We start from the raw sequence: 17325 nt of genomic DNA on the forward strand, positions 1-17325 counted from the left end.
CATTCTGCTGCCGTCACCCCGGGGTGCGACTCCCCCGCACCGGGGAGATCTCAGCGGTGGTCGGCGACGTACCCCTGCGGGTCCTTGTCGCGGAACGGCAGGTCGCGGCCGTTCTTGTGCTCGCCGTAGAAGGTCAGCCAGCGCTGGCCCAGCTCGGCGCGCAGTTCGAAGCTGGCGTGCCGGCGGAAGTCGGGCAGCGCCTCGTCCTCCTCCTCGGCGAGGTGCTCGCTGTTCTCCCGGCGGGCCGTGCCGACGGCCTCCCACCACTTTTTCGAGCCGACCGGGTGCAGCTTGGACTCGGCGATGGCGTCCCGGATCTTGTTGTGGTCGCCGATCGCGTCGGCGGTCTCGTCCTCGCCGTCGTCACCGTGCTTGACCAGGTGCGGGTAGAGGATCGCCTCCTCCGCCTCGGCGTGGATGTCCAGGTGCAGGGCGAGCGCCTCCCAGATGGCCAGCAGCTCCTGCTCGTCGCGGGCATCGTCCAGGCGGGCGAAGCCGCGCCGGAAGGTGGCGTGGTCGTCCAGGATCAGTGCGGTGATGTCGTCCACTGTGCTCATTTCTCCGTCGGGCCGGCGATCCGGTTACGCAGCATCCGGGGCAGCGCGGCGAGCCCGGTGACCGGGCGGAACCGTTTGGCGGCCTCGGCCAGCGCCGCGTACTCGTCGTCGGCGAGGTCGAGGTCGGCCGCCGCGGCGTTGCGTTCCATCTGCTCCACGCTTGACGCGCCGGGAATGGCCAGCACGTTGGGGTGGCGCAGCAGGTACGCCAGCGCGATCTGGCTGGCTGTGGCGTCGTGTGCCTCGGCGACCTGGCGCAGCGTGTCGATCAGGACGGCGCCCCGCTCCAGGTTCTCCGGCAGGAAGTACGGGTTGGCGCGGCGGACCGCGCCGGTCGGCGGGTTCTTCGCGTCGTACCGGCCGGACAGGAAGCCCTGCGCCAGCGGGCTGTACGCGATGACGACCCGGCCGGTCTGGCGCGCGTACGGCAGCAGGTCCTGTTCGGGTGCGCGGTCCAGCATGCTGTAGCGGACCTGGTTGCTGAGCACCCGCCGGCCGAGTGCGGCCTCGGCGACCTGCCAGCGGCGCAGCCCGTAGTTGCTGACCCCCACCTCACCGACCAGCCCGACGTCCTGCAGGGCCCGCATGCCGCGCATCGTGGTGTGGTCGGCGACCAGCGGGTGGGGCTGGTGCACCTGGTAGAGGTCGATGCTGGTGACGCCGAGGCGGGCCGCCGAGGCGACCGCCCGCTGCTGCACCACCGCGGCCACCGGCAGCACGGGGAAGATCTTGCTGGCGACCACGACCTTGGGCCGGTCGTCGCCGAGCGCCGCGCCGAGGATCCGCTCGCTGCGCCCGAAGCCGTAGATCTCCGCGGTGTCGAAGACTGTCACGCCCAGCTCGACGGCCCGCCGGACGATCTGCGCGGCCCGCTGCTCGAAGTCGGGGCCGTAGCCCCACTCGCGGGAGCCGAACTGCCAGGTGCCGAGGCCGATCTTGGAGAGCGGTTTGGGGGTGTCGAGGGCGATGAACCGCATGGCCTCGAAACTACCCCGTTGTCCCGGTTTCCACGCCCGATCCCGTGCACCACGGCCCGCGGCTAGGCTCATGATCGTGACTTACCTCGCCCCGGATGACCGCTACGACACCATGACCTACCGGCGCAGCGGACGCAGTGGCCTGCGGCTGCCCGTCGTCTCCCTCGGGCTCTGGCACAACTTCGGCCCGGACCGTCCGTTCGACAGGCAGCGCGACATCGTCCGCCGTGCCTTCGACCTGGGCGTCACCCACTTCGACCTGGCCAACAACTACGGTCCGCCGCCCGGTTCGGCGGAGGAGAACTTCGGTCGGATGCTCGCCACCGACCTCAAGCCGTACCGGGACGAGCTGGTCATCTCCAGCAAGGCCGGCTACCTCATGTGGCCCGGCCCGTACGGCGAGTGGGGCTCGCGCAAGAACCTGATCTCGTCGCTGGACCAGTCGCTGGGCCGGATGGGCCTGGACTACGTCGACATCTTCTACTCGCACCGCTTCGACCCGGACACCCCGCTCGAGGAGACGATGGGCGCGTTGGACGCCATCGTCCGCTCCGGCAAGGCGCTGTACGTGGGCATCTCGAACTACAACTCGGAGCAGACCACGCGGGCCGCCGCGATCCTGCGCGAGCTGGGCACGCCGCTGCTGATCAACCAGCCGTCGTACTCGATGCTCAACCGTTGGACCGAGTCCGACGGCCTGCTCGACACGTTGGAGCAGGTCGGGGCCGGCTGCATCGCGTACAGCCCGCTGGCTCAGGGTCTGCTGACCGACCGGTACCTGGGTGGCATCCCGGCCGACTCGCGGGTGCGCACCAGCGTCTTTCTCAACGAGAGCGACCTCAGCGACGAGAAGATGGCCACCATCCGGGGGCTCGGCACGGTCGCCGAGCGGCGCGGCCAGTCTCTCGCGCAGCTCGCGCTGGCCTGGGCGCTGCGCGACCCGCGGATGACCAGCCTCATCATCGGTGCGAGCAGCGTCGAGCAGTTGGAGACCAACATCGCCGCCGTGGACAACCTCGACTTCACCGCCGAGGAGCTGGCCGAGATCGACCGGCTGCTGGGCTGAGCGCCGCCGGGTCGAGCGGCGGGCCGGGTCACCAGATCCGGCGCCGCCCGGCCCGGTGGTTGCGGACCTCGCACTGCCGTCCCACCGGCGCGGCCGCGCCGCGTCGCCGCCGGCCCACACCGACCAGCACCAGGACCAGCACGACTGCGGCGCCGGCCAGCACCGGCCACCGCGCGCCCAGGTCGGTCACCGACGCCACCGGCACGCCCGGGTCGGCCGCCGCCGCCACCGTCGCCGCGTCGGTGGCGGCCGGCTGACTCGCTTCGGTACGCGCAGCAGCCGGGGCCGCCTTCGTCGCGCTCTTCGTCGCGCCGCTTCGCGCCGTGCGGAACACGACGTCCGAGCAGGAGTAGTAGGTGTCCGGGGTGTTCGAGTTCTGCCAGATCGTGTAGATCAGGTGTCGGCCGCTGCGGTCCGCCGGCAGCCGGCCCGCCAACTGGTACGCCCCACCCCGCACCGGCGGGTCGGTCCGGGTCAGAAATGGCCGGGACTCCAGATCCGACCAGGTCAGTCGCTTGCGGGGGTCGTAGTCGGACTTGGTGACGTAGAGCCGGAAGGTGCCCCGGTGCTCGATGGTCGTCCGGTAGCGGAAGGTGAACGCCGCGCCCGTGGTCACCTCGGTGCTCGGCCAGTCGGTGCGGGGCAGGTCCAGTCCCCGGTACGCGGACAGCCCACCGCTGCACAGCTCACCGTCCGGGATCCGTTCCCGGTCCCGACCGTTGACGGCCGCGACGCGTACGTTGTCCCATTCCCGTACGGCCGCGCCCGCCGCCACCGCCGCCCGGCAGGCCGCACTGGCGGCGTGCCGGCCCTCCGGCCCGCAGGCCGCCGCGCGGCTGATCGGGTCGGTGGGGGCGCCGTGCGCCCAGGCGGGCGCCGCGCCCAGCGGTGCGGCCGCCACGGCGACCAGCACGGCTGCGAGCACTCGACGCACGCTCATGGATTGACCTCCCGCGCAGTGGTACGGACGCGGGACGCCAAAGGTTCGACCGCTCGGGGCCCGGGAATCGCCCGGCGGGCCTCGGCGTTTCGATAGGCGGTACGGATTCAGGCCAGACCCCCAGGCCGAGGAGGCAGACATGAAGGTACGTAGCTCGTTGCGTGCGCTGAAGCAGAAGCCGGGTTCGGTGGTGGTGCGTCGTCGCGGCCGGGTGGTCGTGGTAAACCGCGCGAACCCGCAGTGGAAGAGCCGTCAGGGCTGATAACACACTTATCGGATATACCTCCGCCGGGGCGGATGCGGCACGATGCCGCATCCGCCCCGGCGCTGTTCGGGACTCAGTCCACGAGGGAGCGGCAGTTCATCGGGGCGTCCTTCGGCACCAGAGCCCAGGCCACCTTCTCGTAGCCCGCGCCCTTGTGAATCGGGAAGACGCTGAAGTGCAGGATGCTGCCCTTCGGCATCTTCGACGGCGCGATCACCCACTCCGAGTCACCGAACACGCCGTCCTCGTTGGCCCCGGGGATCCGGTCGAACGTCAGGACCTCCTTGATCTGGGGCAGTTCCGCACCCTTGGGCGTGCACAGGAGATCCGCCTTGACGACGGACGGAACGCCCGCGTCGGCCAGCGCCTTCTCCAGCGCATCGGGATTGATCACCTGCTTGGACCGCAGGCGCAGCTGCACCGAGCCGTCCGCCTTCTTGACCACCGAGAACGCCGCCGGTTCCATGGCCGGTGCCGTGACGGCGTCACCGGCCGAGGCCGTGGTGCCGCCGGCAGCGGTGCTGCCGGCCGTCGACGAGCCGGAACTGCCGAAGCCCAGCGGCACAGCCAGCGCGATGGCGGCCAGGGCGGCGAGCCCGCCGCCGGCGGCCACACCGAGCACGCCACGGTTACGCCGGCGTGCGTGGCCCCGCGCCTCGATCGCCTCGACCGGACGGTCCATCCGCACGCCGGAGAGAGTTTTCCTCATCGCGTTGAGCACCTCATCCTCGTTCATTTCGAGTCCTAACTGGTCACGGGCACGAATTGCGCCCGCAGGGCCGCTGTGGCGCGAGACAGGTGGACCGCTACGGTCCGCGGTGAGATGCCCAGTTCGTGGGCCACGGTGTTGGTGTCCAGGTCAAGCCAGACCCGCAAAACGATCACCTCGCGTTGCCGCTTCGGTAGCTGGCGAATGGCGCTCAGCATCGCCTGGTCGACGTCGTGAACGTCGTCATCCGGCCGGGGCAGGTCGTGGCCGTCGAAGGCGACCTCGCGCCGACGACGCCGCCACCAGGACACCCGGACGTTGAGGGCGGTGCGCACCACCCACGCCGTTGGTGCCGGATGCCGACTCACCTTCCGCCAGGAGGCCCAGGCCCGCGCGAACGCCTCGGCGACCAGGTCCTCCGCCAACGCACGATCACCCGTACTGGCCAGTACGGCACGCAGGCAGTTGTCCCGGCAGCGCTGGTAGAAGTCCGCGAAGTCCTTCCGTTCTTGCTCCACACCTGGCACACGCATGAGCACGGTGATTCATTTACCGCAGCCGGAAAAAGATTTGCACGGCACCCCTCGACGGGCCCCGGTGGTCGCGATGGCCGCAGGCCCCGCACACCGCGGCCCGACCGGCGAGCGGTATGGCCCGGTCGATGCGATCATGCCCTGGACTGAGCATGTTCATCGATTGCAGGGGGCGACGGTGCACGGAGAAGACAGGTCAGCGACCCGACGGCGTACGCGCAGGTTCGTGGCCGGCGCGGCGGGCGCGTTGGCGGTGCTGGCCACCGTTCCGGCACCCGCGCAGGCCGCCAGTTGGACCCCGGTCCGGGTGGTGTCCGAGGCCGGCTGGAGCGGGCAGGACCAGCCCTTCGTGGCGGTCGACCGCGACGGTGACTCGCTGCTCGCCTGGGCGGGGTGCGACAGCAGCGCGAGCGGCTGCTACGACCAGGTCAAGACGCAGACCGTCTCCGCCGACGGCGTGTGGGGCCCGATCCAGACCCTCTCGCCGCGCGGCGCCGTGGCGTCCTGGCCCAAGATCGCCTCCGACGACGACGGCGACTCCGCAGTGGTGTGGACGCAGGACAGCCTCGTGGTGGGCCGCCGGGTGTCCGCGACGGGCGAACCGGGTCCGCTGCAGACGATCGCGACCTGGAGCGCGAGCAGTCCGGCTGTCGCGGTGGACCCCACGGGTCAGGCGCTGGTCACCTGGACGGAGATCCGCGACGGCGGGTTCATCACGAAGGCTCGCTACTTCGCCGCGGACAGCTCCCTCGGGCCGGAGCTGACCCTCGGCGTGGGCGCCGACCAGCCCGTCGTGGCCATGGACCGCACCGGAACGGCCCTGGTCGCCTGGACCGAGAACTACGAGCGGGTGGTCGCGCGGCGGGTCCGCCCGGAGGGTGTGTCCGCCCCGCGCGCGATCGCCGGGGCGGCCACCGACATCCGGTACGGCAGCGTCTCGGTCGCCCTGGACCGCGACGGGGACGCGGTGATCAGTTACCGGTGGTCGAAGGCGGGTGCGCCTCCTCGCCTGCGGGTGCGCCACTACAGCCACACCGACACGCTGGGCAGCGTCATCAGCGTGTCGCCGGCCACCCACGAGCTGACCCTGCACGACGAACTGGCCGCCGACCTGGACGGCGACGCGGTGCTGACCTGGGGCCGCTGGACCCCGGAGGGCACCCAGGTGTTCGGTCGCACGATCTCCAGCACCGGCGCCCTCGGCGCGGTGACCAGGCTCGGTGTCGGCGACTGGCCGAAGGTCGCCCTGGACGACGACGGTGACGGCCTGGTCACGTGGAACTCGCCCAGCCCGGACTTCTCGACCACACGGGTGCAGGCCAGGACGATCGGGCCGGACGGCGCGTTCGGCGCGGCCGAGATCCTCTCCCCGGACGGGCGCTTCGCGCAGCCCGCGTCCAGCCCGACGGGCCGCTTCTCGGTGATCTGGCAGAAGAGCACCTACGAGTACGACATCCGGATGCGCTTCAGCCAGTAGACGAGTCGGCACAGCAGAACGCCCTGGCAGGGAATGATCCCCGCCAGGGCGTTTTGCAAGGGTGGAGCCGAGGGGACTCGAACCCCTGACCCCCACACTGCCAGTGTGGTGCGCTACCAGCTGCGCCACGGCCCCTTGCTGTCGTCCCGGTCGCCCGGGCACTGGGAAACTATACACAGACCGGCCGGCATGGTCATCTCGCGGGGTCCCGCCCGGCCGGGTCAGTTGAGGGCCACGTCCGGCGGGAAGTGGGCGACGGCGGCCATCATGCCGCCCTGCCGGCGCAGCACCATCGGCCACAGGTCGTCGGGGCGGTCGACGAAGGCGTCGCCGGGCAGAGCGTCCAGCAGGAACCAGGACCCGTCGGCGATCTCCTGCTCCAACTGCCCGCTGCCCCAGCCGGAGTAGCCGGCGAAGACCCGGATGCCGCCGATGCTCTCGCGCAGCTTCTCCGGGTCGACCGAGAGGTCGATCGTGCCGACCGCGCCGGAGACCTGGTGAAAGCCCTTGAGTCGGCGCAGCGGTTGCCGCATCCGGGCCAGGCAGATCGCCGAGTCGGGCTGCACCGGGCCGCCCTCGAAGAGCACCGCGGGGTGGCGGGCCAGGTCACTCCAGTCACCCAGCACCTCGGCGACCGGCACCTCGGTCGCCCGGTTCAGGACCACGCCGAGCGCGCCACCCGGCTCGTGGGCGACCAGCAGCACCACCGTACGGTCGAAGTTCGGGTCTTTGAGCGCCGGAGTCGCGACCAGCAGCCGCCCGGTCATCGACTCCATCGCTCGTCCGCCGATCGCCTGGCCCTCTCCCTGCATCTCACCTACCCGTCAGCCGTGAGCCCGCGCCGGGGACCCGTCATTCGCCGGACCCGCACGGTGCATCGGGATCAGCCGCGCTGTCAACGCCATGCCTGGCACCATAGCCTGCGTCCCCGGTGCTGGCTAAGGTCTGACCGGCGGGTGATCGGACAGTTGCGACGGAGGTTCCATGGCACCGACGGCGGACCTCGCGGTGATCGGCGGCTCCGGCCTGTACGCCCTCCTCGACGGCACCCCGCATGAGCTGGGCACCCCTTACGGTTCGCCCTCGGACGCGGTGACCATTGCGGAGGTGGCCGGGCGGCGGGTCGCGTTCCTGCCCCGGCACGGTTCCGACCACCGGTACCCGCCGCACCGGATCCCGTACCGGGCCAACATGTGGGCACTGCGGTCCCTCGGCGTACGCCAGGTGTTGGCGCCGTGCGCTGTCGGTGGGCTGCGTCCGGAGCTGGGGCCGGGCACGTTCGTGGTGCCGGACCAGCTCATCGACCGCACCAGCGGGCGCGTGCAGACCTACTACGACGAGGGCGCGGTGCACGTGCCGTTCGCCGACCCGTACTGCCCGCGGGGCCGGCACGCGCTGCTCGCCGCGGCGGCGTCCCGGGACGTCACGGCGGTGGACGGCGGGACGGTGGTGGTGGTCGAGGGTCCACGGTTCTCCACCCGTGCCGAGTCCCGCTGGTTCGCTTCGATCGGCGGCACTGTCGTGAACATGACTGGTCACCCGGAGGCGGTGCTCGCCCGGGAGATGGCGCTCTGCTACTCGTCCATCGCGTTGATCACCGACCTGGACGCCGGGGTGCAGGCGGGCGAGTCGGTGACCCAGGACGAGGTGTTCCGGGTCTTCGCGGCCAACACCGAGCGCCTGCGGGACGTGCTGCTGGACGCGGTGGCGGCGCTGCCCGCCGAGCAGGACTGCGCGTGCGGCCGGGCGCTGGACGGAATCACACTGCCCTTCGCGCTGCCCTGACCTGCGCCGCACGAGGCCCGGTGGGTGAGCCGGACCGCTGACGGCCGGGAAACGCCCGAAAGGTCCGTCACATCCCGATAGATTCGGCTGATCGGGAGGGCGGCCACGGTCGCCCCTGCGCGCGACACGGAGGCAGGTGACGATGGCAACGGTCCGGGACGCGACGTACGACGTGCTCCGCACCCTCGGCATGACCACCGTCTTCGGCAACCCCGGCTCCACCGAGGAACCGTTCCTGCAGGACTTCCCGGCCGACTTCCACTACGTGCACGCGTTGCAGGAGGCCACGGCGGTGGCGATGGCCGACGGGTACGCCCAGGCGGCGGGCAGGCCCGCGCACGTCAACCTGCACACCGCCCCGGGAATGGGCAACGGTATGGGCAACCTGGTCACCGCCTGGCACAACAAGACGCCACTGATCGTCACCGCCGGCCAGCAGACCCGGGAGATGCTGCTGCTGGAGCCCCGGCTGACCAACCGACGGGCGGTAGAGCTGCCCGAACCGTACGTCAAGTGGAGCTACGAGCCGGTCCGCGCGCAGGACATCCCGGCGGCGCTGCTGCGGGCGTACGCGACAGCCGTGCAGCCGCCCGCCGGGCCGGTCTTCCTCTCCCTGCCGATGGACGACTGGGCGCAGCCCGCCGAGGCGCCTCCCGCGTCGCGCTCGGTGGCTACCCGCTTCGGGCCGGATCCGCAGCGCTTGGACATGTTCGCGCGGGTGCTGGCCGAGAGCCGCAACCCGGTGCTGGTGTTCGGGCCCGGCGTGGACCGCTCCGGCAGCTGGCCGGCGGCCGTCGCCCTGGCCGAGCGGCTGGCCGCACCGGTCTGGTCGGCCCCCGCACCGGAACGGGCCGTGTTCCCGGAGGATCACCCGCAGTTCCGCGGGGTCCTGCCGTTCGCCATCAGGCCGCTGGCCGAAGCGTTGCAGGGGCACGACACCGTCCTGGTCGTCGGCGCCCCGGTGTTCCGCTACTACCCGCACGTCCCGGGCGACCACCTGCCCGAGGGCGCCCGCCTGCTGCACGTCACGGACGACCCGGACGAGGCCGCCCGCGCCCCGGTCGGGGACAGCCTGCTCGGCGACCCCGGGCTGACTCTCGCCGCGCTGCTCGACAGGCTTCCGGCCGCCGACCGGCAGCCGCCGACGCCGCGCGCCGCTCCGCAGCCCCCGGAGGTCACCGTGCCGCTGAGCGCCGACGCGATGTTCGCCGCGCTGGCCGCGCACTGGCCGGCCGACGGCGTACTGGTCCAGGAGTCACCGTCCAACCTGTCCGCACTGCGCCGCCACCTGCGCATCACCCGGCCGGCGTCGTACTTCACGATGGCCAGCGGCGGACTCGGCTACGGCCTGCCGGCCGCGATCGGGGTGGCGCTGGCCGAGCGGGACACCGGGCGTCGCCGGCCGGTGGTGGCGGTGATCGGCGACGGCTCGTTCCACTACTCGGTGCAGGCGCTGTGGACCGCCGCGCGCCTGGCACTGCCCGTGGTGGTAGTCGTCCCGGTCAATCAGCAGTACGCGATCCTCAAGGCGTTCGCCGAGCTGAAGAACACTCCCGGGGTGCCCGGCCTGGACCTGCCGGGGCTGGACGTCACCGCCATCTCGGCCGGCTACGGCTGCGCCACCGAGGTGGTGCGGACCCCCGACCAGCTCGGCGCCGCCCTCGCCGCCGGCCTGCGCGCCGACGGACCCACGGTGCTGCCGGTGCCGATCAGCACCGACGTGCCCACGATCCTCTGACCGAGCCCGCGCGGGCGGTCAGCGGCCCGTCACCGGGCGGCGATCGTCAGCGGGGCGCCGGTGAAGACGTCCAGCACCGGCCGCGCCCCCAGCGGGGCGGTCAGGGTGACGGTGACCGGCTCCAGCTTGAGCACGTCGGTGCACACGCCGGTGGCCCGGGTGACGGCGCCGCCGACCACGACCACGTCCGGCCGTTCCGACACCACCGGGGTGATGTCGGTGTCGCAGGCGCCGACGCCGAGCCGGACGGTCAACCGAGCGCCGTCCACCGCCACCATGTCCTGGGCGGCCACCAGACCCTCCGGCAGGGGCTGGGTCGGCGTGGGCGCCGAGGGGACGGGCGTGACGGCCGTCGGCGCGACGGCGAGCTGGGCGACCGGGGTGGCCAGCTCCTCCACCGTGAACAGCCAGGCCGGCACCTGCGCCTCCCCGCGACTCGTGCGGACCGGGACGGCACCGAGGGTCACCCCGGTGACGGTCAGCGGAAGGCAGGCCGTCTCCGTCGTGCTGGTCGCCCAGCCGTCCGGTCCGGGTTCGACTGTGGGACCGCCGGGAGTCGGCAGGCCGGGCCGCTTCGGCCGTCCGGGGCAGGGCAGCGGGTCGCCCCGGTCGAGCTGCCGGTACGCCTCGGCCGCGCTGACCAGCGGCAGGGTCAACCGCCCGTCCGGGAACCGGATCTCGGCACCGACGCGGGTGGGTGGGATGGCGACCTGGGCGCGGTACCAGCCGGCCCGGAAGGCCGTCTCGGTGTCGGGCGTGAAGCGCGGGTCGCCGGTGAGCACCGTCGGCCCCTGCAGGGGGACGTAGCCGTCACGCCAGCCGGGGCCGGGCCGCCACGCCGCGGCGACCGCGCTGGCCCGCTGGTCGAAGGCGCTGTGCGCCGTCGTGGTGGGCCCGGCGGCGGGCGTCGCGCCGGTCGCGGCGCAGCCCACCATGGACAGCAGCGGAAGTACGAGCAGCAGAACCGGTCGACGCATGCCAGGTTCGACGGGACCGCCGCCAGGTGGGTTCCCGCCTCGGCTCAGGTCTCGCCGCCCAGATCCGTCTGGTACGCCTGCCAGAGCAGATTGGCACCTCGGCGCCGGTGCCGCGCGAGGGTCCGCAGCAGGTGCCCCGTCCGGCGGCGCAGTTCGTCCGGGCCGGCCTCGGACCGCTCGGCGACCCGCTGCACGGCCAGGATCGCGGCGACTATCGCGCCGTGCTCCCGGGTCAGCAGCCGGATGCCGTGGTCGAGGCGGGGCGAGTGGGTGAGCAGCTCCCGATAGAGCCCGGCCGGCCCTTCGGTGACCCGGACGTGCTCGGCGAAGCCCTGCCCGACCGGGCGCAGGCGAAGCAGCACGGTCTCGCGCCAGCTCGGCTCGGTCGTGGCGACCGCCACGGCACGGGCCAGGGCGTGCAGGTCGCCGGCGAGCCCGGCGGGCCCCGGCTCACCGGGGAGCCCGGCCGGATACGTGCGGGCGGCGGACGGCCGCGCGGTGACTGACGGCTGCTGGATTCCACCGGTGACCATGGCACCTCCCGCGCGGGCTGCTATCCCATACCGTGATGGTGAACCCGCCCGTTCGCCCTGTCCAGAGGCGTCTGCTGCTCATCCGTCCCACTGGTAACAGCTGTTGGCCTGCGCCTCACCCGCACGCCGGGCACCGCCGTCAGCGGGCCGCTCAGGCGCTCGCCAGACGACGCAGGTCGGCGGCGACGGCGCGGGCCTCGTCGCTGGGCTCCGCGCCGGGTCGGCTCGCCGCGAACGCGTCGGCGAGCGCGCGCAGCTCGGACGGCGGCAGGACGGGCAGGCCCATCCCCTGCAGCGGGATGGTGACGCGATGCCCACTGGCCCGATCGGTGACGACGATCCCCGGCGATCGACCCGCACGAGCCGACGGGTCGGCCCCCAACTGCCCGGCGGGACGGGAGTCGACGTGGGCGATGGCGAGATCGACGGTACGACTGCGGATGGCGCCCCGCACCCGCACCCGGCTGCCGTCCAGCCACGCGGCCGTACGCAGCACCCGCAGCACCAGGTAGACGCCGAGCAGGACGAACGGCAGCCCGCACAGCCCGAGGAACGGTCCGGCCCCTCCCGAGCCGCTCGTGGACTCCCGCAGCGCGGGCGGCAGCATCCCGGGCGGCAGGTCGCGGGCCTCCTCGTAGGAAGCGAACCCGTCTCCCGGGCCGGTGAGGCGGCGCAGCAGCCCGCCGGCGAGCAGGGGCACCAGCACGAACGCCGCGCCGATCGCCGCGACGAGGACCCCGGTCACCACCGCGACGGTGCGCTGGCCGGCCGACGCGCCGACCGACAGGCGCAGCTGCTGGTTCGTCACAGCGGCAGCGTAGGCGGCGGCGCCCCGCCCGCGGTGCCCGGGCGTCGGTGTCGGTGCGGTCCGCCGCCCCCGGTGATCCACTCCAGGTCGCGGATGTGGGCGTGTCAGGACCGTCGGATACCGCCACATCGGCGAGGTGGAGTGGATCACTCGCCCTGCCTCGCTCGGTGGCGTCGGCGGATACGACGATGCGCCCCGGCCGGTGGGCCGGGGCGCATCGCTTCGAGGTGGTGGAGGTGCCGGGAATCGAACCCGGGTCCTTCGCCGGTTTGTCAGGGCTTCTCCGAGCGCAGCTCGCTGTGCCTCTACTCGGCCCCACCGCTCACGCGAGCAAGTTGGTGTGACGGGCCCAGTCGCTGATTGATCTCGCCGCACGGACCCCGCGACCGGGTCCGATTGGCCAGCCTCCTAGCTGATGCCGGCTACTGGGACGAAGGCGTTCCCAGACCGACAGACTTAGCTACTCGCCTCAGGCGGCGAGAGCGAAGTCAGCGCGATTGTTATTGGCGCTTATAAAGTTCCGACGACCGATTCTCGAGACGACGTCGGCTTCCTCGGCTCGCTTCCCCTGTCGCTGCGTACGAAGTCGAAACCAGTCACCCCCTCGACAGGCCGCCGATGTGGCGGCACTGACAAGACTAACGCCTGGCGCAACAGCTTTCATCCCGAGCCCCGGGCCGACCCACCGACCCGGACAAACAGGATGAATCAGTCGTCCATCCCCTTGCCACGTCGACCGGACACCCGGGCGATCTCCCGGTCCGCGTCGCGCTTGGCGAGGTCCTGACGCTTGTCGTACGACTTCTTGCCCTTGGCCAGGGCGATCTCGACCTTGGCCCAGCCGTCCGAGAAGTAGACCTGCAACGGGACGATCGTGTAACCGCCCTCGCGGGTCTTGCCGAGCAGCTTGTCGATCTCGCCCCGGTTGAGCAGCAGCTTGCGCGTACGCCGGGGCTCGTGATTGGTCCACGTGCCCTGGGTGTACTCCGGAATGTGCATCGAGTGCAGATACAACTCGCCGTCACGTTCCTGCGCGAACGCGTCGACGAGCGACGCCCGCCCGGCCCGCAGCGACTTGACCTCGGTGCCGGTCAGCGCCATGCCCGCCTCGTACGTGTCGAGGATCGAGTAGTCGTGGCGTGCCTTCTTGTTGGAGGCGACCACCTTGCGCCCCTTTTCCCGTGGCATCGGCGCCACCCCCTCTCCCGGAAACGTCCGTCACCGAGCTCCCCCCGGCCGGACAACCGATCATGCTACCCGAATGACAAGGACCCTCCCGCGCCGTTTATTTCCGGCTGCGGGAGGGTCCCCGAGTGACGACGGGACGACCCGTACGCTGCCTAGACCCGCAGGTAGAAGCGCAGGGTGATCCAGGCGGTGGCGGCGCTGACGAGGCCACCGACGCCGGCCATCAGCGGGAAGATGAACAGGATGTCGCCCCAGCTGATCGGCGACAGCAGGCCCTGCAACGCCTTGAGTGACCCGTCGAAGAGCAGATACTTCGCCGCGACGAGGGCCACCAGGCCGAGCAGTGAGCCGATCAGGCCGGCCACCACGGCCTCCAGCACGAACGGCGCCTGGATGAACCAGTTGGACGCGCCGACCAGCTTCATGACCGCCACCTCACGCCGCTTGCTGTACGCGGCGACCTGGATGGTGTTGGCCACCAGGAGCAGTGCGGCGATGGCCATCACGATCGCGGCGGCCAGGGCGATGTTCTGGATCGCGGTGAGGACGTCGAAGATCTTGTCCAGCAGTCGACTCTGGTCGACGATCTCGTCGACACCCTCGGTGTCCTTGTACTGGTCGTAGATGTTCTTGTACTGCTCCGGGTTCTTCAGCTTGAGCCGGAACGACTCCGGCAGCTGGTCCGGCTTGACCGCGTTGACCAGGTCCGGCGCGTCCTGGTACATCTCCTGGAACTTCTTGTACGCCTCGTCCTTGTTGACGTAGATGACCTCCTTGACCAGGGGGTCGTTCTTCAGCTTGCCGTCCAGGTCGGTGCGCTGTTGCTCGCTCACCTCCTGACTCAGGAAGATCGAGACCTCGATGTTCTTGTAGTAGAGGTCCTTCATGTCGTCAACCTGGCGGTACATGAGACCGCTGGCGCCAAGCATGGTCAGCGAGACCGCCATCGTGATGATCATCGCGATGGTCATGGTCACGTTGCGCCACAGTCCGACCAGTACCTCGGACAGGACGTATTTCACGCGCATCGGGATTTCCTCCGGGTCTCCGGCATGAGGTGTTCGTCGTCAGGCTGCGAGAGGGGTGGAGCGCCGGCTCACCCGTAGACGCCGCGGGCCTGGTCACGCACGATGCGACCGCTCTCGATCTCGATGACGCGGCGACGCATCTGGTTCACGATGTTGGAGTCGTGGGTGACCATCACGACGGTCGTGCCGGTGCGGTTGATCCGGTCCAGGAGGCGCATGATCTCGATCGAGGTGTCCGGGTCCAGGTTTCCGGTGGGCTCGTCCGCCAGCAGGATCAGCGGACGGTTCACGAACGCCCGGGCGACGGCGACCCGCTGCTGCTCACCACCGGAGAGCTCGTGCGGGTAGCGATGCTCCTTGCCACCGAGCCCGACCAGCTCCAGCACCTCCGGCACGACCCGGCGGGCAACCGCCTTGGTCTTGCCGATCACCTCAAGGGCGAACGCCACGTTCTCGTACGCGGTGCGGTTCGGCAGCAGCCGGAAGTCCTGGAAGACGCAGCCGATCGAACGCCGGAAGTGGGGTCGCTTCCAGGAGCGCATCGACGTGACGTCCTTGCTGTTGACGACGACCCGCCCCTTGTTGGGGGTGACCTCGTGCAGCAGCATCTTGATGATTGTGGACTTGCCGGAGCCGGATGGACCGATGAAGAAGACGAACTCGCCCTTCTCGATCGAGACGGACACGTTGTCGAGCGAAGGCCGGGACGCCTTCGGGTACGTCTTCGTCACTTGCTCAAGCTGAATCACGGGTGGTGAGTCTACGCGGTGTAACAACTGAGCCAAGCCCCACGCCCCACAGAAGCGGCGCGCGTCGTCGAATCAGGCCTTCACCTGGAGATCGACGAAGCGCTCCGCCCGCGAGCCGTCACGCACCGTCGCCGGCGAGCTGCCGCTGCTTACGCCAACGGATACCAGCTTCGATGAAACCGTCCAACTCGCCGTCGAAGACAGCGCTCGGATTGCCGGTCTCCTGCTCGGTTCGGAGATCCTTCACCATCTGATACGGGTGCAGGACGTAGGAGCGCATCTGGTCGCCCCACGACCCGGCCGCGTTCTCCTTCAGGCCCTCCAGCTTGGCCTGCTCCTCCTGGCGCTTGCGCTCCAGCAGCCGGGCCTGGAGCACCCGCAGCGCGGAGGCCTTGTTCTGCAGCTGGGACTTCTCGTTCTGGCAGGTCACCACGATGCCGGTCGGGATGTGGGTGAGCCGGACCGCCGAGTCGGTGGTGTTGACGCTCTGCCCACCGGGGCCGGAGGAACGGTAGACGTCGACGCGTACCTCGTTCTCCGGGATGTCGATGTGGTCGGTCTGCTCGGTCACCGGCAGCACCTCCACGCCCGCGAAGCTGGTCTGCCGGCGGCCCTGGTTGTCGAACGGACTGATCCGGACCAGCCGGTGGGTGCCCGACTCGACACTGAGGGTGCCGTACGCGTAGGGCACCTTGACCGCGAAGGTGGCCGACTTCAGGCCCGCCTCCTCGGCGTACGAGGTCTCGTAGACCTCGGTCGGGTAGCCGTGCCGCTCGGCCCAGCGCAGGTACATCCGCAGCAGCATCTCGGCGAAGTCCGCCGCGTCCACGCCACCGGCGCCGGCCCGGATGGCGACCAGCGCCTCCCGGGAGTCGTACTCGCCGGAGAGCAGGGTGCGGACCTCCATCTCCTGGATGGATTTGGTCAGGCCGGTGATCTCCGCCTCGACCTCGGTCAGCACGCCGGGGTCGGACTCGGCCTCGGCCAACTCCAGCAGCACCCGGGCGTCGTCGAGCTGGGAGCGCAGACTGCCCAGCTTGCTGATCTCGCCGTTGACGTACGACAGCTGAGAGGTCACCTGCTGCGCCTTGGCCTGGTCGTCCCACAGGTCGGGGGCGGACGCCTCCTGCTCCAGGCGGGCCTTGTCCTCGTGCAGCCGGTCCAGATTGAGGACGGCCTCGATGTTGCGCAGGGTCGCGTCGAGTTCCTTGAGCTGTTCGGCGTAATCGGCAGCGGTCACGACAAGCAAGCGTACTGTGCCGCTGGCCGCTCAGCTCGTTCCCGGTGGGCGAAGCCGCAGGAGATCACCCGACGGGGGCGGACTTCAGCCACGACAGGGCCGCCCGGTGGTAGGCGACGGCGAACTCCAGCGCGCTGGCGTCGTACGTCTCGCCGTCCCGTTTGGCGTTCTTGACCTGTTCGCGTACCTGGGCGAGGGCCTCGGTGTGGTATTCGTTGGCCGAGGCGTACAGGCTCTTGAGCTGGCTGGACGAGTGCAGGTTGCCGAAGGCCATCCGGAGCGCGATCGGGTTGCGGATGGTGTCCCGCCCCGGGTTCTCCGCCAGCCAGCGGGAAAACGTCCGTTTCCCGCTGGCGGTGAGCGCGTACGGCTGACTCATTCGTGGGCCCGGCTTGCCGAGCCGCACGTAACCCCGCTCGGCCAGCACCGGCAACTCGCGGTAGACCTGACTGCGGGTCATCGACCAGTACGGCGCCAGCCGGCGCTCTGCGGCGGCCATCAACTGGCCGCCTGTCATGGGACCCTCGTGGAGCAGCCCGAGCAGGGCCGCCGCCGTGGGGTTGACTCCGGATTCCGCCATGCCCGTTACGCTGCCACTTTGCGCTGCCGGCGTCCAGGATTTGGCAGTTTGCCACCCAACAGGACTTCCTAAGTGCACTGTCGGCGGCAGACTGTCCGTTGAGGACTATCGATGGGTTGCGGCCCCTCGGCCGACCGCCGGCGGCGCTGCGCACGCCGCCGGCGGGTCGCCGCAG

The 17325-nt window shown here is 70.9% G+C and carries 19 protein-coding genes, 1 tRNA gene and 1 other RNA gene; 5 read left to right on the plus strand and 16 right to left on the minus strand.

All coding sequences use genetic code 11. The features are described from left to right. Window positions 1-50: 50 nt before the first annotated feature. Together AB0B39_RS01795 and AB0B39_RS01800 are read right to left on the minus strand one after the other, a co-directional pair. Window positions 51-557 (minus strand): hemerythrin domain-containing protein, encoded by a 507-nt coding sequence (locus tag AB0B39_RS01795; RefSeq protein WP_357493845.1) that lies wholly within the window; start codon window positions 555-557, stop codon window positions 51-53. Then, window positions 554-1534 carry an aldo/keto reductase gene (locus AB0B39_RS01800; RefSeq protein ID WP_357573254.1) on the minus strand — a complete coding sequence of 327 codons (981 nt, stop codon included), beginning with the start codon at window positions 1532-1534 and terminating at the stop codon, window positions 554-556. Before AB0B39_RS01800 ends, AB0B39_RS01795 begins: the two co-directional genes overlap by 4 nt. A 70-nt stretch (window positions 1535-1604) precedes the next feature. On the opposite strand from AB0B39_RS01800, the gene mgrA reads away from it, so the two are divergent. Beyond that, a complete protein-coding gene (gene mgrA / locus AB0B39_RS01805; RefSeq protein WP_357573255.1) occupies window positions 1605-2600 on the plus strand; it encodes an L-glyceraldehyde 3-phosphate reductase in 996 nt (331 codons plus the stop codon). 28 nt (window positions 2601-2628) lie between these two features. On the opposite strand, the gene AB0B39_RS01810 is transcribed toward mgrA, so the two are convergent. Continuing rightward, entirely contained in the window at window positions 2629-3540 is a 912-nt protein-coding gene (locus AB0B39_RS01810; RefSeq protein WP_357573256.1) for a lytic polysaccharide monooxygenase, read from the minus strand. Between the two features lie 139 nt (window positions 3541-3679). Between AB0B39_RS01810 and AB0B39_RS01815 the strand changes: the two genes are divergently transcribed. Beyond that, on the plus strand, window positions 3680-3802 hold the full coding sequence (locus AB0B39_RS01815) for a 50S ribosomal protein L36 (protein ID WP_030490864.1): 123 nt from the start codon (window positions 3680-3682) through the stop codon (window positions 3800-3802). Between the two features lie 76 nt (window positions 3803-3878). On the opposite strand, the gene AB0B39_RS01820 is transcribed toward AB0B39_RS01815, so the two are convergent. Next, complete coding sequence (locus AB0B39_RS01820; protein ID WP_357573257.1) at window positions 3879-4541, minus strand: hypothetical protein; 663 nt, start codon at window positions 4539-4541, stop codon at window positions 3879-3881. 8 nt (window positions 4542-4549) lie between these two features. After that, window positions 4550-5032, minus strand: a complete 483-nt coding sequence (locus AB0B39_RS01825) for a sigma-70 family RNA polymerase sigma factor (RefSeq protein WP_234583080.1) — start codon at window positions 5030-5032, stop codon at window positions 4550-4552. 241 nt (window positions 5033-5273) lie between these two features. Between AB0B39_RS01825 and AB0B39_RS01830 the strand changes: the two genes are divergently transcribed. Continuing rightward, window positions 5274-6524: a hypothetical protein gene (locus tag AB0B39_RS01830; protein ID WP_357573258.1), complete on the plus strand. Its 1251-nt coding sequence runs from the start codon at window positions 5274-5276 to the stop codon at window positions 6522-6524. Window positions 6525-6586: 62 nt separating this feature from the next. On the opposite strand, the gene AB0B39_RS01835 is transcribed toward AB0B39_RS01830, so the two are convergent. After that, a tRNA-Ala gene (locus AB0B39_RS01835) sits at window positions 6587-6659 on the minus strand. An 86-nt stretch (window positions 6660-6745) separates the two neighbouring features. Next, window positions 6746-7336, minus strand: a complete 591-nt coding sequence (locus AB0B39_RS01840; RefSeq protein WP_234583082.1) for a YqgE/AlgH family protein — start codon at window positions 7334-7336, stop codon at window positions 6746-6748. A 172-nt stretch (window positions 7337-7508) separates the two neighbouring features. Between AB0B39_RS01840 and AB0B39_RS01845 the strand changes: the two genes are divergently transcribed. Together AB0B39_RS01845 and mdlC are read left to right on the plus strand one after the other, a co-directional pair. Continuing rightward, complete coding sequence (locus AB0B39_RS01845) at window positions 7509-8309, plus strand: S-methyl-5'-thioadenosine phosphorylase (RefSeq protein WP_357573259.1); 801 nt, start codon at window positions 7509-7511, stop codon at window positions 8307-8309. Between the two features lie 142 nt (window positions 8310-8451). Next, window positions 8452-10047, plus strand: a complete 1596-nt coding sequence (mdlC, locus tag AB0B39_RS01850; protein WP_357493834.1) for a benzoylformate decarboxylase — start codon at window positions 8452-8454, stop codon at window positions 10045-10047. A 29-nt stretch (window positions 10048-10076) separates the two neighbouring features. On the opposite strand, the gene AB0B39_RS01855 is transcribed toward mdlC, so the two are convergent. The 9 genes from AB0B39_RS01855 to AB0B39_RS01895 all read right to left on the minus strand — a co-directional run bounded on the left by AB0B39_RS01855 (window position 10077) and on the right by AB0B39_RS01895 (window position 17150). Continuing rightward, window positions 10077-11024, minus strand: a complete 948-nt coding sequence (locus AB0B39_RS01855; protein ID WP_357493832.1) for a hypothetical protein — start codon at window positions 11022-11024, stop codon at window positions 10077-10079. Between the two features lie 44 nt (window positions 11025-11068). Then, on the minus strand, window positions 11069-11557 hold the full coding sequence (locus AB0B39_RS01860) for a hypothetical protein (RefSeq protein WP_357573260.1): 489 nt from the start codon (window positions 11555-11557) through the stop codon (window positions 11069-11071). Between the two features lie 151 nt (window positions 11558-11708). Then, window positions 11709-12365, minus strand: a complete 657-nt coding sequence (locus AB0B39_RS01865; RefSeq protein WP_357573261.1) for a hypothetical protein — start codon at window positions 12363-12365, stop codon at window positions 11709-11711. 228 nt (window positions 12366-12593) lie between these two features. Next, window positions 12594-12969: a transfer-messenger RNA gene (gene ssrA, locus AB0B39_RS01870) on the minus strand. A gap of 104 nt (window positions 12970-13073) precedes the next feature. Continuing rightward, entirely contained in the window at window positions 13074-13553 is a 480-nt protein-coding gene (gene smpB, locus AB0B39_RS01875) for an SsrA-binding protein SmpB (RefSeq protein ID WP_357493826.1), read from the minus strand. Between the two features lie 152 nt (window positions 13554-13705). Further along, window positions 13706-14581, minus strand: a complete 876-nt coding sequence (ftsX, locus tag AB0B39_RS01880; protein WP_234583090.1) for a permease-like cell division protein FtsX — start codon at window positions 14579-14581, stop codon at window positions 13706-13708. A gap of 68 nt (window positions 14582-14649) precedes the next feature. Next, the gene (gene ftsE, locus AB0B39_RS01885; protein WP_161687384.1) at window positions 14650-15330 is read right to left on the minus strand and encodes a cell division ATP-binding protein FtsE; all 681 of its coding nucleotides are present in this window, start codon (window positions 15328-15330) and stop codon (window positions 14650-14652) included. A gap of 118 nt (window positions 15331-15448) precedes the next feature. After that, window positions 15449-16570, minus strand: coding sequence for a peptide chain release factor 2 (gene prfB, locus AB0B39_RS01890; protein ID WP_234583091.1), 1122 nt, complete (start codon window positions 16568-16570; stop codon window positions 15449-15451). Window positions 16571-16634: 64 nt separating this feature from the next. Beyond that, entirely contained in the window at window positions 16635-17150 is a 516-nt protein-coding gene (locus AB0B39_RS01895; RefSeq protein ID WP_007455856.1) for a PadR family transcriptional regulator, read from the minus strand. Window positions 17151-17325: the final 175 nt, after the last annotated feature.

The sequence above is a fragment of the Micromonospora sp. NPDC049114 genome, assembly GCF_040648635.1.
In the GTDB taxonomy this organism is placed as follows: Bacteria; Actinomycetota; Actinomycetes; order Mycobacteriales; family Micromonosporaceae; genus Micromonospora.

Coding starts and splice junctions, on each gene's coding strand:
- AB0B39_RS01795 (WP_357493845.1), bottom strand. CDS start 557: ATGAGCACAGTGGACGACATCACCGCACTGATCCTGGACGACCACGCC.
- AB0B39_RS01800 (WP_357573254.1), bottom strand. CDS start 1,534: ATGCGGTTCATCGCCCTCGACACCCCCAAACCGCTCTCCAAGATCGGC.
- mgrA (WP_357573255.1), top strand. CDS start 1,605: ATGATCGTGACTTACCTCGCCCCGGATGACCGCTACGACACCATGACC.
- AB0B39_RS01810 (WP_357573256.1), bottom strand. CDS start 3,540: ATGAGCGTGCGTCGAGTGCTCGCAGCCGTGCTGGTCGCCGTGGCGGCC.
- AB0B39_RS01815 (WP_030490864.1), top strand. CDS start 3,680: ATGAAGGTACGTAGCTCGTTGCGTGCGCTGAAGCAGAAGCCGGGTTCG.
- AB0B39_RS01820 (WP_357573257.1), bottom strand. CDS start 4,541: ATGAACGAGGATGAGGTGCTCAACGCGATGAGGAAAACTCTCTCCGGC.
- AB0B39_RS01840 (WP_234583082.1), bottom strand. CDS start 7,336: ATGCAGGGAGAGGGCCAGGCGATCGGCGGACGAGCGATGGAGTCGATG.
- AB0B39_RS01845 (WP_357573259.1), top strand. CDS start 7,509: ATGGCACCGACGGCGGACCTCGCGGTGATCGGCGGCTCCGGCCTGTAC.
- mdlC (WP_357493834.1), top strand. CDS start 8,452: ATGGCAACGGTCCGGGACGCGACGTACGACGTGCTCCGCACCCTCGGC.
- AB0B39_RS01855 (WP_357493832.1), bottom strand. CDS start 11,024: ATGCGTCGACCGGTTCTGCTGCTCGTACTTCCGCTGCTGTCCATGGTG.
- AB0B39_RS01860 (WP_357573260.1), bottom strand. CDS start 11,557: ATGGTCACCGGTGGAATCCAGCAGCCGTCAGTCACCGCGCGGCCGTCC.
- smpB (WP_357493826.1), bottom strand. CDS start 13,553: ATGCCACGGGAAAAGGGGCGCAAGGTGGTCGCCTCCAACAAGAAGGCA.
- ftsX (WP_234583090.1), bottom strand. CDS start 14,581: ATGCGCGTGAAATACGTCCTGTCCGAGGTACTGGTCGGACTGTGGCGC.
- AB0B39_RS01895 (WP_007455856.1), bottom strand. CDS start 17,150: ATGGCGGAATCCGGAGTCAACCCCACGGCGGCGGCCCTGCTCGGGCTG.